We start from the raw sequence: 18,893 nt of genomic DNA on the forward strand, positions 1-18,893 counted from the left end.
GCGCCCTGGGCCAGTCAGCCACTGGCCCCGGGCGCCCAGAACGATCAGTTGCGGACGAAGCTGGCGTTGCACCGAGCGTCCGGCATAATCCTGCTCTTCAGGGGCCAGGACGCCCACCGCCCAACCGGGCGGTACGGATGGGCAGAACCTCTACAAGGAGCAACGGATGCAGGTATTTGAAACCCCACGGCTGATCGGCCGACCCTTGTCACGGCAGGACTTGCCGGCCCTTACCGCGATCCTCAGCGACCCGCAGGTGATGGAGTATTCGGTGAGTGGCGTGTGTGACGAACAGATCACGGGCCGGTTCATCGACTGGTGCGTGAAGTGTTACGCCGATCACGGCATGGGGCATTGGGCCCTGGTGGAAAAGGCCTCGAACCAACTGGTGGGTTTTTGCGGCGTCGGCCCGGAAGACGTCAACGGCGTGGAAGAGGCCAACCTGGGTTATCGCCTGGCCACCCGCTTCTGGAACCAGGGGCTGGCCACCGAAGCCGCCCAAGGTGCCCTGGCCCATGTGTTTTCCCAAGGCCTGGCGACCTCGGTGGTGGTGATTATCCAGCCGGAGCACGGCGCCTCCCTGCGGGTGGCCGAGCGTGCCGGATTCAAGGCCTACGACGAACTTGAATTTCACGAGCGCGCCGTGCGTGTGTACCGGATGAGCCGTGAGGATTGGCAGGGCCTGGGTCCTCCCAGCGTGGCGAGCCCCGGCGCCTGAAACAGACCGTTGAGCAGGTTTCATGGCCTTGGGAATGAATGGCGCGCCGCAGTGTCGATTCCATAAGGCCCTTCGCGTCGCGTTCGCCCCCATCGACGTCCTACCGCGCAGGCCTTGGCCTTTTCAGGTCGCGTGCCCTCCGCCCCCTTGAACCGGGGCGCAGGGCACACGGGTATGGGGTCTTATCGGATTACGCAGAAGGGTCGATCATGCGCGTTATTTCAATCATTGCCTGCCTCACCGTCATGCTGTTCACCGGGCCGTTGCGGGCGGCCGAGAGCCAGCCGGCGGTGCAGGCCGTTGCCGAGGATAAAGCCGAGGTGCTGGAGCAGAAGGCCGCGGCCAAGGAGCCGGTCAGCGAGGCGCCGAAGGCCGCGCCCATCACCAAGACCGAAGTCCAGGCGGTGGACCCCAGCGGCACGGCGCCCATGGACGATGCCATTACCTGCCTGTCGCGGACCATTTACTGGGAAGCCAAGGGCGGTGAGTCGGCGGACATGGAGGCCGTGGCTAATGTGGTGTTGAACCGCCTGGGGCACGAGGGGTTCCCGGACACGGTGTGCGGGGTGGTCAAGCAGGGTTCGGAGAAGAGCCCTTGCCAGTTTTCCTGGTGGTGCGACGGGCGGGCCGATCAGGTCGAGGAAGAGGACCGTTACACCGTCGCTAAGGAAATTGCGCGCAAGGCCCTCAATCAGCAACTTCAGGACCGTACCGGAGGCGCCCTGTATTTCCATGACCGCAGCGCCTCGCCCGATTGGTCCCGGGCCTATATCAAGACCACCGAGATCGGCCACTTCCTGTTCTACAAACCCAAGGATGTGGCGGCGCGTTAAGCCCGGCTCGCGGACCCTTCCGCGTCACGCGTCGGCGGGCAGGTAGGGGCGGATGTTGTGGAGGGCGCGCTCCACATACGCCTCTTTCTCGCCGACCGGGGCCACGTAGTGGATGGCGTTTTGTGCAGCCTCCAGCCCCGCCAGGCGGGCAATGAACCAGGCAGCGAGGTATTGCGAAGCCAGGCAACCGCCGGCAGTGGCGACGTTGCCCCGGGCGAAAAACGGCTGGTTGAGCACCTCGACACCGGCTTCCTGGACCCAGGGCTTGGTGGTCAGGTCGGTGCAGGCGGGGACCGTGCCCAGCAGCCCCAGCTTGGCCAGCACCAGGGTGCCGGAACATTGCGCCCCCAGCAGTTGCCGGGTCGGGTCCAGCCGCAGTTGGCTCATCAGTGTCGGGTCGGCCACCACGTCGCGGGTGAGCATGCCGCTGCCCACCAGCACCGCGTCGGCGCTGTTGGCCTGTTCCAGGCTGATGTGCCGTTCCAGCACCAGACCGTTCATCGAGCGTACTTGGGGCGTCGGGCTGGCAATGGTCACCCGCCAGCCAGGTGTCTTGATGCGGTTGAGGATGCCCAGGGCGATCAGGCTGTCGAGTTCGTTGAAGCCTTCGAAGGTGAGGATGCTGATGTGCATGGGGGAACCTTGGGTTGAGAGCCGCTTGTGTGGCCCGATCCTAGGGTTGAGAATCAGCACAATCAAATAATTGTCATGGATACATCTGCCTATGGCTCGCGCTCGATACAAGCAACTGGTGGACGCCTTTGCCGCGGATATTCGCGGCGGGGTGCTGGCCCCTGGCAGTCGTCTGCCCACCCATCGTGAACTGGCGGCGCGTGAGGGGTTGGCCCTGGTCACGGCGTCGCGGGTGTACGCCGAACTGGAGGCCATGGGCCTGGTCAGCGGCGAGACCGGGCGCGGCACCTTTGTCCGCGAAAGCGCCTTGCCGCCGGGCCAGGGCGTCGATCAGCAGGCCACCCCGCCGGGCACCCTGGACCTGAACTTCAATTATCCGTCCTTGCCCGGGCAGGCCGATTTACTGCGCGGGGCCTTGCGCCAGTTGGCGGCGAGCGGGGACCTGGAGGCGTTGCTGCGTTACCAGCCCCACAGCGGCCGCGCCCATGAACGGGCGATCATCGCTCGGCACCTGGCGTGTCGCGGGTTGAGCACGACGGCGGCGCAGGTGTTGATTGTCAGCGGTGCCCAGCACGGCCTGGCGATCACCCTGATGGCCTTGCTCAAGCCCGGTGATGTGGTGGCCGTCGACGCCTTGACCTACCCCGGCTTCAAAGTGGTGGCGCAGGCCCATGGCCTGGAGTTGCTGACCATTCCCCTGACCCGAGAGGGGCCCGATCTGCAGGCGTTCGAGGACCTGTGCCGACGCCGCCGGGTGCGCGCGGTGTATGCCATGCCGACCTTGCACAACCCCATGGGCTGGGTGCTGGACCTTGGCTGGCGGCAACGCCTGGTGGCGCTGGCCCGGCGTCATGACCTGTTGATGATCGAGGACGCCGCCTACGCCTTTCTCGCTGAAGATCCGCCGCCGCCCCTGGCCAGCCTGGCGCCAGAGTTGACGGTGTATGTCTCGGGGTTTTCCAAAAGCGTGGCCACCGGGTTGCGGGTGGGCCTGGTGGTGGCGCCGCTGCCCTGGGTGCCGGCGCTGGAGCGGGCCGTGCGCGCCACCACCTGGAATACGCCGGGGGTGATGACGGCGATGGCCTGTGCCTGGATCGAGGACGGCACCCAGGCGCGCCTGGAGGCTGAAAAGCGCGACGATGCCCGAGCCCGCCAGGCCCTGGCCCGAGAGGTGCTGGCCGGGCTGGATTACGTAGCGCATCCGGCGTCGTACTTTCTCTGGCTGTGGTTACCCGAGGAGGTGCGCGCCGACCAGGTGGCCATGGCGCTGCTGCGGGAGAACGTCTCGGTGTCCACCGCCGAGCCCTTTGTCAGCTCGGCGCCGGTGCCCCATGCACTGCGCCTGGCCCTGGGTTCCGTGGAGCTGGACGCGTTGCCCGGGGCGCTGCAACAGGTCAGGAGGGTGATTGAGCATTACGCTTATTGAGCGGCCACCGGTGGCGGCTGGAGTCAGCCGCCGTAGGCGTTGAGGATGCTCGCCACCTGGCGTGGCTGGCAGTTGAGGTAGGGCGAGGTCTTGAGCCAGCGCTGGTCCGGGTACCAGGAAAACATGAACTGGCCGTCCTTGAGTTTGTCCACCACTTGACGGGCCACTTGCGGGCGCACGGCCGGGCAGCCCTGGCTGCGGCCGATACGGCCCTGGCGCTGGCTCCACAGTGGGCTCACGTAGTCGGCAGCGTGGATCACGATGTCGCGGTCACGGGCACGGTCATTGAAGCCCGGTTCCAGGCCGTCCATGCGCAAGGAGTAGCCGTGGCTGCCTTCGTAGCTTTCCTGGGTGCGGAACAGGCCCAGGCTGGATTGGTTGCTGCCCAGCCGATTGGAGAATTGCGTGGCGAAGTTTTCCCCGGATTTTTGCCCATGGGCCACCAGGTCGCGCAGCACCAGGGTTTTCTTGCGCAGGTCGAAGATCCACAGGCGACGGGCGGTAGACGGCTGGGAATAGTCGATCACCGCCAGGTGGCGGGCCTGCCGGGCGCCGCTGTTAAGCGCACATTGCATGGCGCTGAGGGCACCTTTCAGCGCCTGGGGATTGAGTTCCGGCGCGGCGCGGTTGAGGCTGTTGTACAACGTCGGGCTGACGCTATTGGCGGCGGATGCGGTGCCGCAGAGGGCCACAAGGGTGGCGCTGGCCAGGCAGAGCCGGCACAAAAAATTCAACATGTGTAAAGAATCCCCACGGTCGCTTCGGCTCCTGACATCCTATTGTCCTGACGTCCTCCCAGCAGCCTGGTTTGACCCCTGGCTTGAGGGTCTTGCGCAGTCGCCGCGGAGGTTGACCATCATTGTGATGGCCATGGATTGGAGTAAAGCAGTTGTTCAAAAAATACGCATGTTACTTGAGCCTGGGCGTGCTCGCTGCGCCATTGGTCGTGGCCGCCGAGGCGTTGATGCCGCTGCCGAGTTTGCCCACGAGCCCGGCACCTGAGCCCCAGAGTTCGCAGACGGCCCCCCTGGGTTCGCTGGCGACGCCTCCAAGCTCACTGGAGACGCCTTCGAATTCGCAGACGGCTTCTCCTGGTCCGCAGCCGGCGGCTCCTGATCAGCTGACGGCTCCAACTTCGCTGACGGCTCAGTGCCCGGCGTTGCTGCGGGTGGATGCGCCAACGCTGAAGCTGCTGCAGGCGTTGTACCTGCAACACGGCGATGCTCCGTTGTGGTCGGTGAATGGCCGCCTGGCGAACTTGCGTGAGCAGCTGCCGCTGCTGGCGGACGATGGCCTTGACCCAAGCCATTACCCGCTGCCTGCCAGCGACGCCCCCGACGGCTTGTGCGCCGATATCGAGATCAGCCAGCGCTACCTGCTAGCCCTGCACGACCTGCGTTATGGGCGCCTGTCCCAGGCCCGCTTCGAACCCTTGTGGCGGGCCCAGCCGCTGGTTGAGGATCACCAGGCCGAACTGTTGGCCATCGCCGACCCTGGCCTGGACAACATCGCCGGGGCCTTTGAACAGGCGCGCCCGCGCCTGGTTCAGTACCACAACCTGCGTCATGTCTATATCCAGCAGCGCCAGCAAGCCTTGCCCCATTGGCAGCCCTTGCCGAGCGGCCCTTTGCTGCGCCCGGACATGCAAGACGTGCGGGTGCCCGAGCTGACCCAGCGGCTGTTCAGTGAGGGTTACCTGAGCAGCCCCCAGGTCAGTGTTGAAAACACCTACGGCAGCGAGTTGGTGGACGCGGTGAAAAGCTTCCAGCTCAACCATTCCCTGCAGGCCGACGGGGTGATCGGGCCGGGCACCTTGAATGAGTTGAACATCAGCCCCAGCGTGCGCCGCGAGCAACTGCGGCTCAACCTCGAACGCCTGCGCTGGCTGGCCCAGGACCTGGAGCCCAGCAGCGTGCTGGTGAACGTGGCAGCCGCGCAATTGACGGTGTACCGGGACGGCTTACCGGTGTGGCAGACCCGCACCCAGGTGGGCCGTGCCGAGCGCCAGACGCCGCTGCTCAAATCCCGGGTCACGCGCCTGACCCTGAACCCGACCTGGACCGTGCCGCCGACCATCCTGCGTGAAGACAAGCTGCCGGAGATCCGTCGCGACCAGAGTTTCCTCAGCCGTCAGAACCTCGAAGTCCTGGACAGCGAAGGCCAGCCCCTGGCACCGGAAGACATCGACTGGGAACACCCCGGCAATATCCTTCTGCGCCAGGGCGCCGGCCCGCGCAATCCCCTGGGGCGGATGGTCATTCGCTTCCCCAACCCGTTCTCGGTGTACCTGCACGACACCCCGAGCCAAGGCCTGTTCAGCAAAGGGCCGCGGGCATTCAGTTCCGGTTGTGTGCGGGTCGAGCAGGCGTTGCAGTTGCGGGATTGGTTGCTGAGCCCGGCAGAACGCCGGCGCACCGATGAGCTGCTGACCACCGGCCTGACCCATGAATTCAGGCTGGCGGCGCCGCTGCCGATCCTGCTGTCCTACTGGACGGTGCAGGCCGATGACCAGGGGCGGGTGGTGTACGCCCCGGACATCTATAGCCGTGACGGGCCGTTGCTCAGCGCCTTGGGCAGCGTCCACTGAGGCGGTGCCTCAAGAACGCTGAACGGCGCTCCTGGAGTCAGGGGCGCCGCTTGCGGGGGCGGCTCAGAACGTCGGTGTGTATTTCACGCTGAACATGAAATTGCGCGGGTCACCGAAGTTGTTGTTGCCGTTGAGCTGGTTGTAGGCCGAGACGTAGTAGTTTTTGTCGAACAGGTTGTTGGCGTTCAGCGCCAGGCTGATTTCCGGGTTCAACTGGTACGCCACGCGGGCACTCCAGACGGTGTAGCCCGGCACGTCGTAGAAGCGCTCGTAGCCCAGGGTATGGCTTTGGCTGGTAAAGCCCAGGCCGGTGCTGACCGCCTTCCAGTCGCCGTTGAACTGGTAATCACCCCACACCCGCAGCATGTGCTTGGGCGTCCATTGGCTGAACACGCGGCCTTTGTTGTCCGGGTCTTCGAGGTACTGGGTGGTGTTGTAGGTGTAGCCGGCAAAGAGTTGCAGGCCGCTGAGCACTTCACCGCTGATTTCCGCTTCCAGGCCCTGGCTGCGAACCTTGCCCGACGCCATGGAACAGTTGCTGCCGCTGCAGGCACCGTTGGAGCTAGGGTCTTCGATGGCGCGGTTTTCCTGGTCATAGCGGAACAGCGCCAGGGAGGTGTTGACCTGGCCGTCGAGCAATTCGCCCTTGAGGCCCACTTCATAGTTGCTGCCGACGATCGGCTTGAGTATCGAGCCGCTGGTGCTGCGGTTGGTTTGCGGCTCGAACACGTCGGTGTAGCTGGCGTACACCGCCCATTCCCGGCTCAGGTCGTAGACCACGCCCGCGTAAGGCGTGACCACCCCGGTCTCGGTCATGTAGCTCGGCTCGTTGACGGTGATGGCGTGGGTGATAGCCGTTTCGTTGCTGGCTTTGTAGCTGTAGTTGAACCAACTGACCCGTGAGCCGAGGATCAGGGTCAAGGGCTCGATGGGCTTGACCCGCCAGCTGCCGTACAGGCCTTTTTGCCGCACATCGTACTGGGAGTAGGTGGCGCTGCCCTTGGCAGTGTTGAGCAGGTTGTCGAAGCTGATCTCCGGACGGTTGTGGTCGATGTCGAAAATGTTATCGGTGCCGTCGTTGAAGGTCCGGGCAAAACGGTCGTCGGTGGTCAGCTTGGAGTAGTTGCCCCCCAGGGTGATTTCCTGGTCCATGGACAGGGCTTCAAAGCGCCCGGTGACGTTGACGTCCAGGCCGACCTTGGTGTTGCTGAAGTCGGTGACCCAGTCGGCATAGCTCACGCCGGAGCCGTCGGGGTTGAGCCCGTCATCCACGGTCTGCACCCGCTGGTGGGTGGAATCGTTGTCTTCGCTCATGCGCAGGGCGCCGACCTTCAAGGTCCAGTCATCGTTGAAGCGATGCTCGACATCGGCCTGGAGCGTGGTCACGTTGATCTGCGAGTGGTTCCAGCGCGAGCCGGTGAAGGTCGAGCGCGAGATGTCCACCGGTTCGCCGTTGGCGTAGCGCGGCAGGCCCCGCAGCATTGGCCGTGACTCGGCTTCGGTGCGACTGACCGCCAGGCCCAGGGTGGTGGCATCGCTCAGGTCGAAGTCCAGGGCCCCGTACAGCGAGTGGGTCTTGCTCCATTCGTAGTCGATGAACGAATCGCTCTGGTCCTCATCGGCGACCAGGCGGCCGCGAATCGTGCCGCTGTCGTTCAGCGGTCCGCCGGCGTCCAGTTGCAGGCCGTAGTGGTCCCAGGACCCGGCCTTGCCGGTGAGGGTCACGGTGGGGGTGGCCTGGCCGCGCTTGCGCACCAGGTTGATGGCGCCGCCCGGGCTGCCGGTGCCTTGCAGCAGGCCGGAGGCGCCACGCAGCACTTCCAGGCGGTCGTAGAAAATCAGGTCCTGGGTGGCCCAGTTGCCCAGGGAATAGGTATTACGCGGGATCGGCACCCCGTCGTATTGCCAGTCGTCGATCTGGAAGCCGCGCGACGTCAGGATCATGCCTTTGCCCACACCCTGGACGCCCACCAGGCCGGTGGTCAGGTTGGCCGCGTCCTTGAGGTCGGTGATGCCCTGGTCGTCCATCTGCTTACGGGTCATGACGGTGATCGACTGGGGGAATTCCTTGAGGCTGTGGCTGCCCTTGCCGATGGTCACCGCTTTGGCCGCGTAGGAGCCCGAGCCCTCGGTGGTGGCGTCGGCGCTGCGCTCGACGATGCTGGTCACCCCCAGTTGCAGGGTGTCACCGCTGCTGGTGGCCGGCTCCACGCTGAAGTTGCCTTGCTCGGTGACCCGCAATTGCAGACCGCTGCCCGCCAGGGCGCTGTGCATGGCTTGGGCGGGAGTCATCTGGCCGACCACTGCCGGGGCCTGTTTGCCCTGCACCAGCGCCGGTTCCAGGGACACAATTTGCCCGCTCTGACTGGCAATGGCATTCAACGTGGCGGCCAGGGGGCCGGCCGGCAAGTTAAAGCGCTGGGTCTGTTCCTGGGCCAGCACCGGGCTGGTCAGGGTCGCCAAGGCAACGGCGACGGAAAGGGCGTGGGGCCAAGGGTTGAACACGGCATTCTCCTGATTGTGTGAACTCGTCAGGAGATAGGTGGGACGAGAAATGAAAACCAGACACAAATAAGAAAGATTTCCAAAAAAAACTTCAACGGCTGTTTTTCGCGCGCACCAGGGTCAGCCAGGGGCTGTAGTGATCCACGCGAATGGGCAGGGTTTCCGCCAGGGCCGCCAAGGCCCGTTCCGGGTCATTGAGGGGAAACACGCCCTGGACCCGCAGCTCACGGATCTCCGGCGCCACCCGGACAAATCCGCGGTGATAAGGGCGCAAGGCGTCCACCACTTGCTCCAGCGGGTCGTTCAGTACATTCAGGCGGCCATCGAGCCAGTCGGCACGATGCCGCTGGTCACTGTCCAGGCTGTCGATGCGCTGGGCATACAGCATGGCCGCCTGGCCTTGCGCCAGATCCCGTTGCGTACCGTCGAACAGCGTCGCCCGCACCGAGTGTTCCAGCACCACCACCCGGGTCGCGTCCGTTTCCTGGCTGACCAGGAAGCGCGTGCCCAGGGCTTGCACTTCACCCTGGGCGCTGCGCACCCGCAACGGCCGCAGAGGGTCGGCCGCGACCTGGATCACCAACTCGCCGTGGCGCAGGATCACCAGCCGCTGGCGGGCATCGAATTGCAGGTCCACCGCGCTGTTGGCGTTCAGGCTCAGGCGGCTGCCGTCGGCCAGGGTAATGTCCTGGCGCTGGCCGCGACCGGTGTGCAGGTCGGCCAGCAGTGAGTCGCCCAAGGGGCTGCGTGCAGCCAGCCACAGGCCGCCACCCAGCAGGCCCAGGCCGGCGAAGGCACGCAGCACCTCGCGCCGCGAACCCGCCGGCTTGAGCAGTAATTGGCGGGCTTCACCGGCTTGCCCGGGCACCCGGCGGTCGAGGTTGCGCACCGTTTGAAAGGCGCCGCCCAGGCGTTCCTGCAGGCGTTCCCAGGCCAGGGCGTGGGCCGGGTCCTGGATCAGCCAGGCGTTGAAGCGCTTTTGCAGAGCGGCATCCGGGGCGTCGGCCCGCAGGCGCACCATCCAGTCGATGGCCTGCTCGCTGACCGGGTCCAGGCGCGTTTGGCTCACGGCGCCAGCTCGCTCAGGTAGCACTGGCGCAGGGCTTGTTTCATGTAGCGGCTGACCGTGCGTTCCGACAGCTCGAGCTTTTGGGCGATGGCCACGTAGCTCAGGCCGTCGAGCTGGCTGTAGAGGAACGCCGCCTTGACCAGTGCCGGCAAGCCATCCAGGGCGCGGTCGATGGCCACCAGGGCTTCGAGCAGTTGCAGCTGTTCTTCGGGGGAGGGCGCCAGCGCCTCGGGCAGCGCTGACAAGCGCTCCAGGTAGGCCAGTTCCAACTGGCGTCGGCGATGCCGGTCGAAGATCAGCCGGCGGGCGATGGTCGAGAGGTAGGCGCGCGGTTGTTCGATGGTGTCGGGATCCACCCGGGCGCTCAGCAACTGGCAGAAGGTATCGGCCGCCGTGTCCTCGGCGTCGGCGCGATTGCGCAGGCGCTTGTGGATGTGCTGCAGCAGCCAGCGGTGATGGTCGCTGAAAAAAAAGCCGAGCTTATGGCTAGCGGAGGGTTGCACCGGTGGATTTTCCAGTTGTGAGTGTGAATCGTTCGCAATAGTACCTGTGCAGGCTTTGTCCCCGCAATCGGTGTTTGCTCGCCGGTAGCCGCACGGGTTGGCGTATGATTGCGGCCCTTTTTCAGCCCCTTCAAGGACCCCGCATGTTGTTGAGCAAGCGTGAGCAGGCGCAGATCGAGCGCCGCCTGGCCACCACCCTGACTGAGGCCTGTGAAACCGCCAAGGCACAGATCGTCGGCTTCAGTTGGCTGACCCACGAGGTGGATTACGCGGCGTTTCCATCGAGCCTGCGGGTGGTGTGGATATTCGACACCCAGGCCCATCAGGAGCAGGCCCTGGCCGCTGGGCAGGGCGAGCACATGCTGGCCCTGACGGCCACGGCCCTGGATCAGGCCGACATTTCGCTCAGCCCGTTGGCGCGTCATGTGCTGTTCGACAATGAAGAGGCTTGCCGCCGTGCCAACGGCGGCGATTGGCAACAACGCCTGGCGCGCCTGCGCCCGGGGCGGGGCTGATTCGTGGCCAAGGACATCGAGAACCCCTGTGTTGCCTTGTGCCAGTTGAGCGGTGACCTGTGCGTCAGTTGCGGGCGGACCAAGGACGACATCCGTAAATGGAAGCGCATGAAGCGTCCGGAGAAGATGGCCGCCGTGCAGCGTGCCAGCGATCGCATGAAGCGCTTGAAAAAGCACAAGGGGTAAGCGGCGCCCGTGGCGCTCATGGACGGTAGGCACTTGCTTGCACAGGCCATGAAAAGTGCAATCTTCTATCTGGAACGTGCATTTTTCGGCGCGCACCGGTTACGCATACTGGGCTGGCTCAGAGCATTGATCCCCGACACTCCCTAGCCGCTCAGCGATCAGCGGCGCCAGGGTCGGCAGGGTCAGCAGACGCCAATAATAAAAGAGTCCGCCCATGAAAAAGCCAAACCCGCTGCTCGAAGACCTCAAGTCCCTTCTGCCCGCCATCGCCGCCAATGCCTTCCAGGCGGAGAGGGACCGGACCGTCCCCGCCGACAATATTGCCTTGCTGAAAAGCATCGGCCTGCACCGGGCGTTCCAGCCGAAGAAATTCGGCGGGATGGAAATTTCCCTGCCGCAGTTTGCCGACTGCATCGCCCTGCTGGCCGGGGCCTGCGCCAGCACCGCCTGGGCCATGAGCCTGTTGTGCACCCACAGTCATCAGTTGGCGATGTTTTCCGCCCAGACCCAGCAGGACGTCTGGGGCGATGACCCGGACGCCACCGCCAGCAGCAGCATCGCGCCGTTCGGGCGCACTGAAGAGGTCGAAGGCGGGGTGATGTTCAGCGGCGAAATGGGCTGGAGCAGCGGGTGCGACCACGCCGAGTGGGCCATCGTCGGCTTTCGCCGCAAGAACGCCGAAGGCACTCAGGACTATTGCTTTGCGGTATTGCCGCGCCGGGATTACCAGATCCGCGATGACTGGTACGGCGTCGGCATGCGCGGCAGCGGCAGCAAGACCCTGATCATCGATAACGTGTTCGTTCCGGAACACCACATCCAGAAAGCCAAGGACATGATGGAAGGCAAGTCCGCGGGCTTTGGTTTGTACCCCGACAGCAAGATTTTCTACTCGCCGTATCGTCCGTATTTCGCCAGTGGCTTTTCCACGGTGAGCCTGGGGGTGGCCGAACGCATGCTCGAGGTGTTCCGCGAGAAAACCCGCACCCGGGTCCGCGCCTACACCGGCGCGGCGGTGGGGGCAGCGACTCCGGCCCTGATGCGCCTGGCGGAGTCCACCCACCAGGTGGCGGCGGCCCGGGCCTTTCTGGAAAAAACCTGGCAGGAACACGCCGAGCACAGCGAGCGCCAGGTCTACCCGAGCCGCGAAACCCTGGCCTTCTGGCGCACCAACCAGGGCTATGCCACCAAGATGTGCATCCAGGCCGTGGATCGCTTGATGGAAGCGTCTGGCGGTGGTGCCTGGTTCGAAACCAATGAGCTGCAACGGCTGTTCCGCGATGCCCACCTGACCGGCGCCCATGCCTACACCGACTACGACGTCTGCGCGCAGATCCTCGGGCGCGAGCTGATGGGCCTGGAACCCGATCCCAGCATGGTTTGAGCCCCGTCACCGGGATTCGCTGCCCCTTACAACAATCGAGGCCGTCCACGCACGATGGCCCAGGAGTCTTGTATGCCCACTGTTTCTGATCACGCTTTCGACACCCATGCCTTTCGCCGCGCCCTGGGCAATTTTGCCACCGGTGTGACCGTGGTCACCGCCGCCACGGAAGACGGGCGCAAGGTTGGGGTGACCGCCAACAGCTTCAACTCGGTGTCCCTGGATCCGCCGCTGATTCTCTGGAGCATCGACAAGCGCTCCAGCAGCCACGAGGTGTTTGAGGCGTCCGGCCATTTTGCGGTCAACGTGCTGGCGGCCGACCAGATCGATGTGTCGAACAACTTCGCCCGGCCCAGCGATGACCGCTTTGCCGCCATCGACTTCGTTCCCGGCCCCGGCGGTGCGCCGTTGCTGGCCGACTGCTCGGCGCGTTTTCACTGCGAGAAATACCAGCAGGTGGACGGCGGCGACCACTGGATCATGATCGGCAAGGTGCTGGCCTTTGACGACTGTGGTCGCTCGCCGCTGCTCTATCACCAGGGTGCCTATTCCATGGTCCTGCCCCACACCCGCATGACCCGCCGCGAGGAAGGGCAGGCCCCTAGCAGTCACTTCCAGGGGCGCCTGAGCCACAACCTGTATTACCTGATGACCCAGGCGCTGCGGGCCTATCAGGCCAGTTACCAGCCTCGACAACTGTCCACTGGGCTGCGCACCAGCGAGGCGCGCATGTTGATGGTGCTGGAGAATGACGCCGGGTTGAGCCTCAACGATCTGCAGCGTGAGGTGGCGATGCCGGCCCGGGAAATTGACGAAGCGGTGGCCAACCTCAAGCGCAAGGGCCTGGTCAGCGACGAGGGCGAGCGGGTGCGCTTGACGGTCAAGGGCATCGACGAAACCGAAGGCTTGTGGGCCATTGCCCGAGAGCAGCAGGACAAGGTGTTCGGCGCCTTTGGCGAGGCCCAGCTGGAGCATTTCAAAAACGTGCTCAAGGGGGTGATTCAAGGCGCCTGAGCTGCGCTGGGTGCGGCCTCAGGCGACCCGGTTGCGGCCCGATGATTTGGCTTGATACAGCTGTTGGTCGGCGCGTTTGATCAGCGCCGTGCTGTTGCTGTCTGCCGCGTCGGCCACACTGATGCCGATGCTCACCGTGACTTGCCCGACACCGGGGAAGGTGGCATCGGCGACGGCGGCGCGGATCTTCTCGGCCACCACTTCCGGGCTGTCCGGGGCCGCGATGTTGGGCAGCAGCACGGCGAATTCCTCGCCGCCATAACGGGCGACGAAGTCGGTGGCGCGGGTGTGCTGTTCGATCAACTGCGCCAGCTTGTACAGTACCTCATCACCCACGGCATGGCCGTGGTTGTCATTGATTTGCTTGAAGTGATCGGCGTCGATAAACAACAGGCCGAAACGGTGCCCGGTGCGTTGGAACGACAGGCTGCACTCGCTGAGCTTTTCATCGAAGCGTCGGCGGTTGTAGACCCCGGTGAGCGCGTCGTGGGTCGCCAGTTTCAACAGTTCGGCATTGGCCTCGCTGAGGGCCGCCGTGCGCAGGGCGACGGTTTTTTCCAGGGACGCATTGGCGTCTTGCAACTCGCGCTCCTTGAGCAGCAGGGACTCGGTCATGCTCTGGATCGATTGGCCCAGTTGGGCGATTTCCCGCACCGAATGCTCCCGAGGGAAGGTCACCCCCGGCTGCTGGGCCTGGACCTGTTGGGTCAGCCTGGCCAGTTGCTCGATCGGGCGGCTGAGGTTCAGCGCCAGGTAGTAGGCCACCAGGCCGAACACCAGTGCGGCGATCACCCCCAGCACCAGCAGTTTGTACAGCAGCAGGCGCGCCGGTTGCAGTGCGATGTCCAGCGGTTGGCGCACCGCGATGTACCAGGCCAGGCCGCTGCTCGACGGCGTTGGCACCGCCACCACGCTGGTCAGGTAGTCGTTGGCGGTGGTCCACCCAGGGTGCCCGCCGTTGGCGTCAAGCAACAGCAGGCTGGGTTGCTGTTGCCCCGTCAGGCTTTCCGGGTACAGCACCTTGCCGTCGTGGTCGATGATCAGTGCTTCAAGGTCCTGGCTGTCTTTGCCCAGGACCGCCGATTCGACAATCCGCGTGACCCAACTCCAATGCGCATGGGCCCCCAGCACCCCGATGACCTGGCCCTGGGCATTTCGAATCGGCGCGGCAAAGTCGATAAAGCGCAAAGGCTCACCCCCGGCGTTGCCCGGCAGCAGCTTGGCCAGCAACAGCGCTTCGTGGGGGTCGCCGGTGTAGTCACCGCGCAGCCCCGCCTGGAACCAGGGGCGCTGTTGCACCGACTGGCCCACCAGCAGGCCGTTCACCGCCTGGCGTACACGCCCCTCGGCGTCGGCCACGCCCATCCAGGCGTACTCGGCACGGGACTGAGTGCGCAACTGCATCGACGCCAGGATATCCGGGTCATCCAGGTTGCCGTGCTCCAAGTAGGGCGCGCGGCTGAGGAGGTAGGTTTCCAACTGCCGTTCGCGCAGTTGCGATCCCAACAGCGCCGCGGTGGATTTGGCAATGCTCAACAAGGCATTGCCACGGGACTGCCTGATTTGCTCGGTGGCGATATGGCCGACATAGAAACCCACGCTGACCAGGGTGAGCAGCGACAATCCGGTAAACCAGAGGGTCAGGTGGCTACGCAGGCTGGCTTTGATCATGAGGGGGCTCGGCAGGTTTGGCGTGGCGGCATGGTATGCCCAAAAGCGGCAAGCTGTAAGCCGCAAGCTTGACGCTTGCCACTTGGAGCTTTCCGCTTGCCGCTTGAAGCTTTTCTTCAACTATTCCTCTACGGAATGCCGGCATGAAAATCATGAATTTTATTTATGGCGGGGGATCTCGTAGCGTGGCCGCAGTTGCCTGTTTTTCAGCCCTTGATGGAGTATGTGCCGTGACCCAGCCTTCGCCCCTGCGTTTGTATGTCGATGCTCAATTCACCAGCCCTTACGCCCTGTCGGTGTTTGTGGCGCTGCGGCACAAGGGCCTTGAGTTCGAGGTCATTCCCCTCGACCTGGAGGCCTGCGAGCACCAGGCGCCGGCTTACGCCAGCCTGTCGCTGACCCGGCGTGTACCGACCCTGGTGCAGGGCGAGTTGGCCTTGTCCGAGTCGTCGGCCATCACCGAGTACCTGGACGAAGCCTTCCCCGGAGCGGCGCTTTACCCTGAGGATTGGGTGCAACGGGCGCGGGCCCGGCAAGTCCAGGCCTGGTTGCGCAGTGACTTGCTGCCAATTCGCCAGGAACGTTCGACCCTGGTGGTGTTTTATGGCGTCAAGGCCGGGCCGTTGTCGCCGCAGGCCGCGTCGGCAGCGCAGAAACTGATCGAGGCTGCCCAGGCGTTGCTGGTTGGGAATGCCGAGTACCTGTGTGGCCAATGGTCGATTGCCGATGTCGACCTGGCGCTGATGCTCAACCGGCTGATCCTCAACGGCGACCCGGTGCCGCCGGCCCTGGTGGCGTACGCGCAGCGCCAATGGCAGCACCCGGCGGTGCAGGAATGGGTCAACCTGACGCGGCCGCCGATCGGCTGAAACCCCAGCCTGTCGCTACGGCGGCAGGCATCAGGGCAGGGTGGCTGCGGGGGCTTCTTGAGCGCGCAGCTGCTGGCTCATGTCGTCGCAGCTTTGCGACCAGTCCTTGAGCCACTGCGGCATCGGTGGCGATGCTTCGGACAGGCCCAGCTCATGCAAAAACGCCCCCGGCGCCACCGTGCCCTTGGCCGAGCGGAACAGGCCGCGCATCACCACCACACCGATCACCCGTCCACGGCTGACAAAACGGTGCTCCATAAAACTCCACTTTTCGTCCCAGCCAAGCATCCGCGTGTGAATCTCGAAGCCTTCGAAGAGCTTCAGCTCGCGGCGGAACTTGCCCCACACATCACCGACGATGGGCACGGCCCGGTGCCGCAAGGCCACGCGAAACGCCCCGGTGCGCAGGACGAAATCCATACGCCCGACATCGGCCAGGGTGAAGTAGCGGCCATTGGTTACGTGACGGTTGAGGTCCAGGTCCAGCGGCCACACGCGCATGCGGGTAACCGTGGTGGCGAGGCCGTCGACGGGCTTGCGCCAGGGACGACGAAAAAGCATGAGCAAAAGTCGGAACCAGAGATTCATAAGCACGCCGATCAATGAATGAGCGTTGCACTCTAAGGATCCGGCTTCAGTTACAGTAGGTGCGTAAATGACTTATTTCATGCGAAAAGCGCAATAGGCCGGGTTATGCACATCACCTTGTTATTGGCAGACCAATGTTCCGCCGCCAGCGCCACCCTGGCCCTGGAAATGCTCAGCGCCGCCAACCTGTTTGCCGAGGGCACGGGGCAGCCGTTCGAGGTGGTTTGCGCATCGCTGGACGGCGCCGATGTGGCGGCGTGGGGCGGGCAGGTGCTGCGGGTCGACGTGGCGCTCGCCGAGGCCGTGCACACCGATCTGGTGCTGATCCCCGGCTTCCTTTTCACCCTCAAGGACGCCTTGCCGGCTTTTGCCGCGTACGGGCCATGGCTACGCCAACAGCATGCCCGGGGAGCGGTCCTGGCCTCCATGTGCACGGCGGCGTTCATGCTGGCGGAAATCGGGCTGCTGGACGGGATGCGGGCCACCACTCACTGGGCGTTCGCCGACCTGTTCCGGCGCCGTTATGGCGCGGTGCGTCTGGACGCCGCGCAGATTCTCTGCGAGGACCAGCGGTTGATCACCAGCGGCGGGGCGAGTGCCGCCATGGACCTGTTGCTGCACCTGGTGCGGCGCTTCGCGTCCCTGGAGCTGGCGCAGAAATGCGGCAAGTACCTGCTGGTGGATAACGTGCGCACCCAGCAATCGGTGTATGCCCTGTGGTCGCTGCCCAAGCACCACGGCGATGATAAAATCCTGCGGGTCCAGGACTGGCTGGAGGAGCATTTCCAGCAACCGTTGCTGATCGACGACGTGGCCCAGCGCTTCGCCTTTGGCACCCGCAACTTCAAGCGGCGCTTCAAGGACGCCACGGGCTACACCCCCCTGGCGTACCTGCAGGCGTTGCGCCTGGAAAAGGCCAAGCAACTGCTCGAATCCACCCGCATGACCCTGGACAGCATCACCTACGCCGTGGGCTACGAAGACAGCAACTCGTTCCGCCGCCTGTTTCTACAGCGGGTCGGCCTGCTACCGGCGGCGTACCGCAAGCAGTTCCAGCCGAGCGGCAGTTGAGGCGCCCGCTGTCCGGCCAGCGCTTTACGCCGGCCAGTGCTTTTTCAGGTAGAAGCGCTGGTGGCCCGGCGGGCAATCCTCCAGTACCCCCATGATCTGATAGCCCTGTTTCTGATAGAACCCCGGCGCCTGGAAGCTGTAGGTGTAGAGAAACACCCCTTTGCAACCCAGGTCGCGGGCGTGCTCTTCGGCCCGCTTGAGCAACGCGCTGCCCAGGCCGTGGCTGCGCTTTTCATCGTTCAGCCACAGGTAGTCGATGTACAGCCAGCCCATGCCGACATTGCCGAACAGGCCGCCGATGACTTGGTCTTCTTGATCGCGGGCGTAGAGCTGGAAGTCCTCATATTGGGAGTGACCGATGCTCTGCGCATTGAAGCGCTCCAGGCCCTGTCGCACCTCGGCCATGGCTTCGGCGTCGGCGCCCAGGGTCAAGCGGTAAGGGGGGTCGTTCATGGGCGCTCCTGTGGGGCAATTTGAGGTGGGCGGTATCCTACAGGCTTGGCGGACGGATGGTCAGGGGCGGCTTGATCCTTTCCTGATCCCTGCCTTTCTGGTAAGGGTGCTTCCGCCATTTCCCGATCTGGAGCCGATGATGAGTGTGATTTCCCCCGCAGTGCTGGCCGACCTGGCCCCCCAGGGCGTGTTGCGCGCCGCGATCAATTTTGGCAACCCGGTGCTGGCCCAGCCGGGCGCGGACGGCAAGCCCCAGGGCGTGTCCGTGGCCCTGGCCAAGGCGTTGGCCGAGGAACTGGGCGTGGGCCTGGAGTTGCAGACCTTCGACGCGGCGGGCAAGGTTTTCGCGGCATTGGAGCAGGGCGCCTGGGACTTGGCGTTCCTGGCCATCGAGCCGGTGCGTGAAGAGCAGATAGCCTTCAGCGAACCCTATGTGATCATCGAAGGCACTTACCTGGTGGCGGCCGACGCGCCTTATCAGGCGGTCGCGGATCTTGACCAGCCGGGCCTGCGCCTCGCGGTGGGCAAGGGGGCGGCCTATGACCTGTTCCTCAGTCGCACCCTGCAGCATGCGCAACTGGAACGGGCAGAAACCTCGGCTGCGGCGGTGGACCTGTACATCGCCCAGGGCCTCGATGCCGCCGCCGGGGTGCGCCAGCCGCTGCAAAAAGTGGCCGACGCGGACCGCCGTTATCGGGTGCTGGACGGTGCCTTCACCGCCATTCGCCAAGCCATGGCCGTGCCCCGTGAGCGCCAGGCCGGTGCGGCCTACGTGCGGGAGTTTGTCGAGCGCAAGAAAGCCGATGGCCTGGTGCGTGCGGCGCTGACCGCCACCGGTCAGGCGGACGTGCCAGTGGCCCCTTGATGA

The 18,893-nt window shown here is 64.7% G+C and carries 19 protein-coding genes; 11 read left to right on the forward strand and 8 right to left on the reverse strand.

Annotated features, from left to right (window positions below; all coding sequences use genetic code 11):
* Nucleotides 1-166: 166 nt before the first annotated feature.
* Nucleotides 167-718, forward strand: coding sequence for a GNAT family N-acetyltransferase (locus M1B34_RS10785; RefSeq protein ID WP_268265116.1), 552 nt, complete (start codon nucleotides 167-169; stop codon nucleotides 716-718).
* A 209-nt stretch (nucleotides 719-927) separates the two neighbouring features.
* On the forward strand, nucleotides 928-1,551 hold the full coding sequence (locus M1B34_RS10790; protein ID WP_268262116.1) for a cell wall hydrolase: 624 nt from the start codon (nucleotides 928-930) through the stop codon (nucleotides 1,549-1,551).
* A gap of 24 nt (nucleotides 1,552-1,575) precedes the next feature.
* Here the strand turns inward: M1B34_RS10790 and M1B34_RS10795 are convergent, their stop codons facing one another.
* Nucleotides 1,576-2,184 (reverse strand): DJ-1/PfpI family protein, encoded by a 609-nt coding sequence (locus M1B34_RS10795; protein ID WP_123331570.1) that lies wholly within the window; start codon nucleotides 2,182-2,184, stop codon nucleotides 1,576-1,578.
* A 91-nt stretch (nucleotides 2,185-2,275) separates the two neighbouring features.
* Here M1B34_RS10795 and M1B34_RS10800 point away from each other — a divergent pair, with 91 nt between their 5' ends.
* Complete coding sequence (locus tag M1B34_RS10800) at nucleotides 2,276-3,610, forward strand: aminotransferase-like domain-containing protein (RefSeq protein ID WP_123331572.1); 1,335 nt, start codon at nucleotides 2,276-2,278, stop codon at nucleotides 3,608-3,610.
* A gap of 23 nt (nucleotides 3,611-3,633) precedes the next feature.
* Here M1B34_RS10800 and M1B34_RS10805 read toward each other — a convergent pair whose 3' ends face one another.
* Nucleotides 3,634-4,347, reverse strand: coding sequence for a murein L,D-transpeptidase catalytic domain family protein (locus M1B34_RS10805; RefSeq protein WP_268265117.1), 714 nt, complete (start codon nucleotides 4,345-4,347; stop codon nucleotides 3,634-3,636).
* Between the two features lie 152 nt (nucleotides 4,348-4,499).
* Here M1B34_RS10805 and M1B34_RS10810 point away from each other — a divergent pair, with 152 nt between their 5' ends.
* Nucleotides 4,500-6,197: a L,D-transpeptidase family protein gene (locus M1B34_RS10810; RefSeq protein ID WP_268265118.1), complete on the forward strand. Its 1,698-nt coding sequence runs from the start codon at nucleotides 4,500-4,502 to the stop codon at nucleotides 6,195-6,197.
* Nucleotides 6,198-6,260: 63 nt separating this feature from the next.
* Here the strand turns inward: M1B34_RS10810 and M1B34_RS10815 are convergent, their stop codons facing one another.
* The 3 genes from M1B34_RS10815 to M1B34_RS10825 form a co-directional block, all read right to left on the reverse strand.
* Nucleotides 6,261-8,702 carry a TonB-dependent siderophore receptor gene (locus M1B34_RS10815; protein WP_268265119.1) on the reverse strand — a complete coding sequence of 814 codons (2,442 nt, stop codon included), beginning with the start codon at nucleotides 8,700-8,702 and terminating at the stop codon, nucleotides 6,261-6,263.
* A gap of 91 nt (nucleotides 8,703-8,793) precedes the next feature.
* The gene (locus M1B34_RS10820) at nucleotides 8,794-9,771 is read right to left on the reverse strand and encodes a FecR domain-containing protein (RefSeq protein ID WP_268265120.1); all 978 of its coding nucleotides are present in this window, start codon (nucleotides 9,769-9,771) and stop codon (nucleotides 8,794-8,796) included.
* On the reverse strand, nucleotides 9,768-10,274 hold the full coding sequence (locus M1B34_RS10825; protein ID WP_268262111.1) for a sigma-70 family RNA polymerase sigma factor: 507 nt from the start codon (nucleotides 10,272-10,274) through the stop codon (nucleotides 9,768-9,770). Before M1B34_RS10825 ends, M1B34_RS10820 begins: the two co-directional genes overlap by 4 nt.
* Before the next feature lie 143 nt (nucleotides 10,275-10,417).
* Here M1B34_RS10825 and M1B34_RS10830 point away from each other — a divergent pair, with 143 nt between their 5' ends.
* The 4 genes from M1B34_RS10830 (at nucleotide 10,418) to M1B34_RS10845 (ending at nucleotide 13,373) form a co-directional block, all read left to right on the forward strand.
* Nucleotides 10,418-10,789, forward strand: a complete 372-nt coding sequence (locus M1B34_RS10830) for a hypothetical protein (protein WP_268265121.1) — start codon at nucleotides 10,418-10,420, stop codon at nucleotides 10,787-10,789.
* Between the two features lie 3 nt (nucleotides 10,790-10,792).
* A complete protein-coding gene (locus tag M1B34_RS10835) occupies nucleotides 10,793-10,975 on the forward strand; it encodes a DUF1289 domain-containing protein (RefSeq protein ID WP_268265122.1) in 183 nt (60 codons plus the stop codon).
* Between the two features lie 214 nt (nucleotides 10,976-11,189).
* Complete coding sequence (locus tag M1B34_RS10840) at nucleotides 11,190-12,359, forward strand: p-hydroxyphenylacetate 3-hydroxylase oxygenase component (RefSeq protein WP_123331586.1); 1,170 nt, start codon at nucleotides 11,190-11,192, stop codon at nucleotides 12,357-12,359.
* Nucleotides 12,360-12,431: 72 nt separating this feature from the next.
* Nucleotides 12,432-13,373, forward strand: a complete 942-nt coding sequence (locus tag M1B34_RS10845) for a p-hydroxyphenylacetate 3-hydroxylase reductase component (protein ID WP_268265123.1) — start codon at nucleotides 12,432-12,434, stop codon at nucleotides 13,371-13,373.
* An 18-nt stretch (nucleotides 13,374-13,391) separates the two neighbouring features.
* On the opposite strand, the gene M1B34_RS10850 is transcribed toward M1B34_RS10845, so the two are convergent.
* Nucleotides 13,392-15,044 carry a sensor domain-containing diguanylate cyclase gene (locus M1B34_RS10850; RefSeq protein WP_268265124.1) on the reverse strand — a complete coding sequence of 551 codons (1,653 nt, stop codon included), beginning with the start codon at nucleotides 15,042-15,044 and terminating at the stop codon, nucleotides 13,392-13,394.
* Nucleotides 15,045-15,274: 230 nt separating this feature from the next.
* Between M1B34_RS10850 and yfcF the strand changes: the two genes are divergently transcribed.
* Nucleotides 15,275-15,913, forward strand: coding sequence for a glutathione transferase (gene yfcF, locus M1B34_RS10855; RefSeq protein ID WP_259740375.1), 639 nt, complete (start codon nucleotides 15,275-15,277; stop codon nucleotides 15,911-15,913).
* 30 nt (nucleotides 15,914-15,943) lie between these two features.
* On the opposite strand, the gene M1B34_RS10860 is transcribed toward yfcF, so the two are convergent.
* Nucleotides 15,944-16,501 carry a thioesterase family protein gene (locus M1B34_RS10860; protein ID WP_268265125.1) on the reverse strand — a complete coding sequence of 186 codons (558 nt, stop codon included), beginning with the start codon at nucleotides 16,499-16,501 and terminating at the stop codon, nucleotides 15,944-15,946.
* Nucleotides 16,502-16,606: 105 nt separating this feature from the next.
* Here M1B34_RS10860 and M1B34_RS10865 point away from each other — a divergent pair, with 105 nt between their 5' ends.
* On the forward strand, nucleotides 16,607-17,572 hold the full coding sequence (locus M1B34_RS10865) for a GlxA family transcriptional regulator (RefSeq protein ID WP_268265126.1): 966 nt from the start codon (nucleotides 16,607-16,609) through the stop codon (nucleotides 17,570-17,572).
* A gap of 24 nt (nucleotides 17,573-17,596) precedes the next feature.
* Here M1B34_RS10865 and M1B34_RS10870 read toward each other — a convergent pair whose 3' ends face one another.
* Nucleotides 17,597-18,025, reverse strand: a complete 429-nt coding sequence (locus tag M1B34_RS10870; protein WP_268265127.1) for a GNAT family N-acetyltransferase — start codon at nucleotides 18,023-18,025, stop codon at nucleotides 17,597-17,599.
* Between the two features lie 139 nt (nucleotides 18,026-18,164).
* Between M1B34_RS10870 and M1B34_RS10875 the strand changes: the two genes are divergently transcribed.
* The gene (locus M1B34_RS10875) at nucleotides 18,165-18,890 is read left to right on the forward strand and encodes a transporter substrate-binding domain-containing protein (RefSeq protein WP_268262104.1); all 726 of its coding nucleotides are present in this window, start codon (nucleotides 18,165-18,167) and stop codon (nucleotides 18,888-18,890) included.
* The last annotated feature ends 3 nt before the right edge of the window (nucleotides 18,891-18,893 follow it).

Origin of the sequence: Pseudomonas morbosilactucae, from assembly GCF_023241715.1 — a bacterium.
GTDB lineage: Bacteria > Pseudomonadota > Gammaproteobacteria > Pseudomonadales > Pseudomonadaceae > Aquipseudomonas > Aquipseudomonas morbosilactucae.

Excerpts from the sequence above, each read along its gene's own strand:
- M1B34_RS10840 (WP_123331586.1), top strand. The coding sequence starts at position 11,190 with ATGAAAAAGCCAAACCCGCTGCTCGAAGACCTCAAGTCCCTTCTGCCC.
- M1B34_RS10800 (WP_123331572.1), top strand. The coding sequence starts at position 2,276 with ATGGCTCGCGCTCGATACAAGCAACTGGTGGACGCCTTTGCCGCGGAT.
- M1B34_RS10845 (WP_268265123.1), top strand. The coding sequence starts at position 12,432 with ATGCCCACTGTTTCTGATCACGCTTTCGACACCCATGCCTTTCGCCGC.
- M1B34_RS10875 (WP_268262104.1), top strand. The coding sequence starts at position 18,165 with ATGAGTGTGATTTCCCCCGCAGTGCTGGCCGACCTGGCCCCCCAGGGC.
- M1B34_RS10790 (WP_268262116.1), top strand. The coding sequence starts at position 928 with ATGCGCGTTATTTCAATCATTGCCTGCCTCACCGTCATGCTGTTCACC.
- M1B34_RS10870 (WP_268265127.1), bottom strand. The coding sequence starts at position 18,025 with ATGAACGACCCCCCTTACCGCTTGACCCTGGGCGCCGACGCCGAAGCC.
- M1B34_RS10805 (WP_268265117.1), bottom strand. The coding sequence starts at position 4,347 with ATGTTGAATTTTTTGTGCCGGCTCTGCCTGGCCAGCGCCACCCTTGTG.
- M1B34_RS10830 (WP_268265121.1), top strand. The coding sequence starts at position 10,418 with ATGTTGTTGAGCAAGCGTGAGCAGGCGCAGATCGAGCGCCGCCTGGCC.
- M1B34_RS10850 (WP_268265124.1), bottom strand. The coding sequence starts at position 15,044 with ATGATCAAAGCCAGCCTGCGTAGCCACCTGACCCTCTGGTTTACCGGA.
- M1B34_RS10860 (WP_268265125.1), bottom strand. The coding sequence starts at position 16,501 with ATGAATCTCTGGTTCCGACTTTTGCTCATGCTTTTTCGTCGTCCCTGG.
- M1B34_RS10785 (WP_268265116.1), top strand. The coding sequence starts at position 167 with ATGCAGGTATTTGAAACCCCACGGCTGATCGGCCGACCCTTGTCACGG.
- M1B34_RS10865 (WP_268265126.1), top strand. The coding sequence starts at position 16,607 with ATGCACATCACCTTGTTATTGGCAGACCAATGTTCCGCCGCCAGCGCC.
- M1B34_RS10795 (WP_123331570.1), bottom strand. The coding sequence starts at position 2,184 with ATGCACATCAGCATCCTCACCTTCGAAGGCTTCAACGAACTCGACAGC.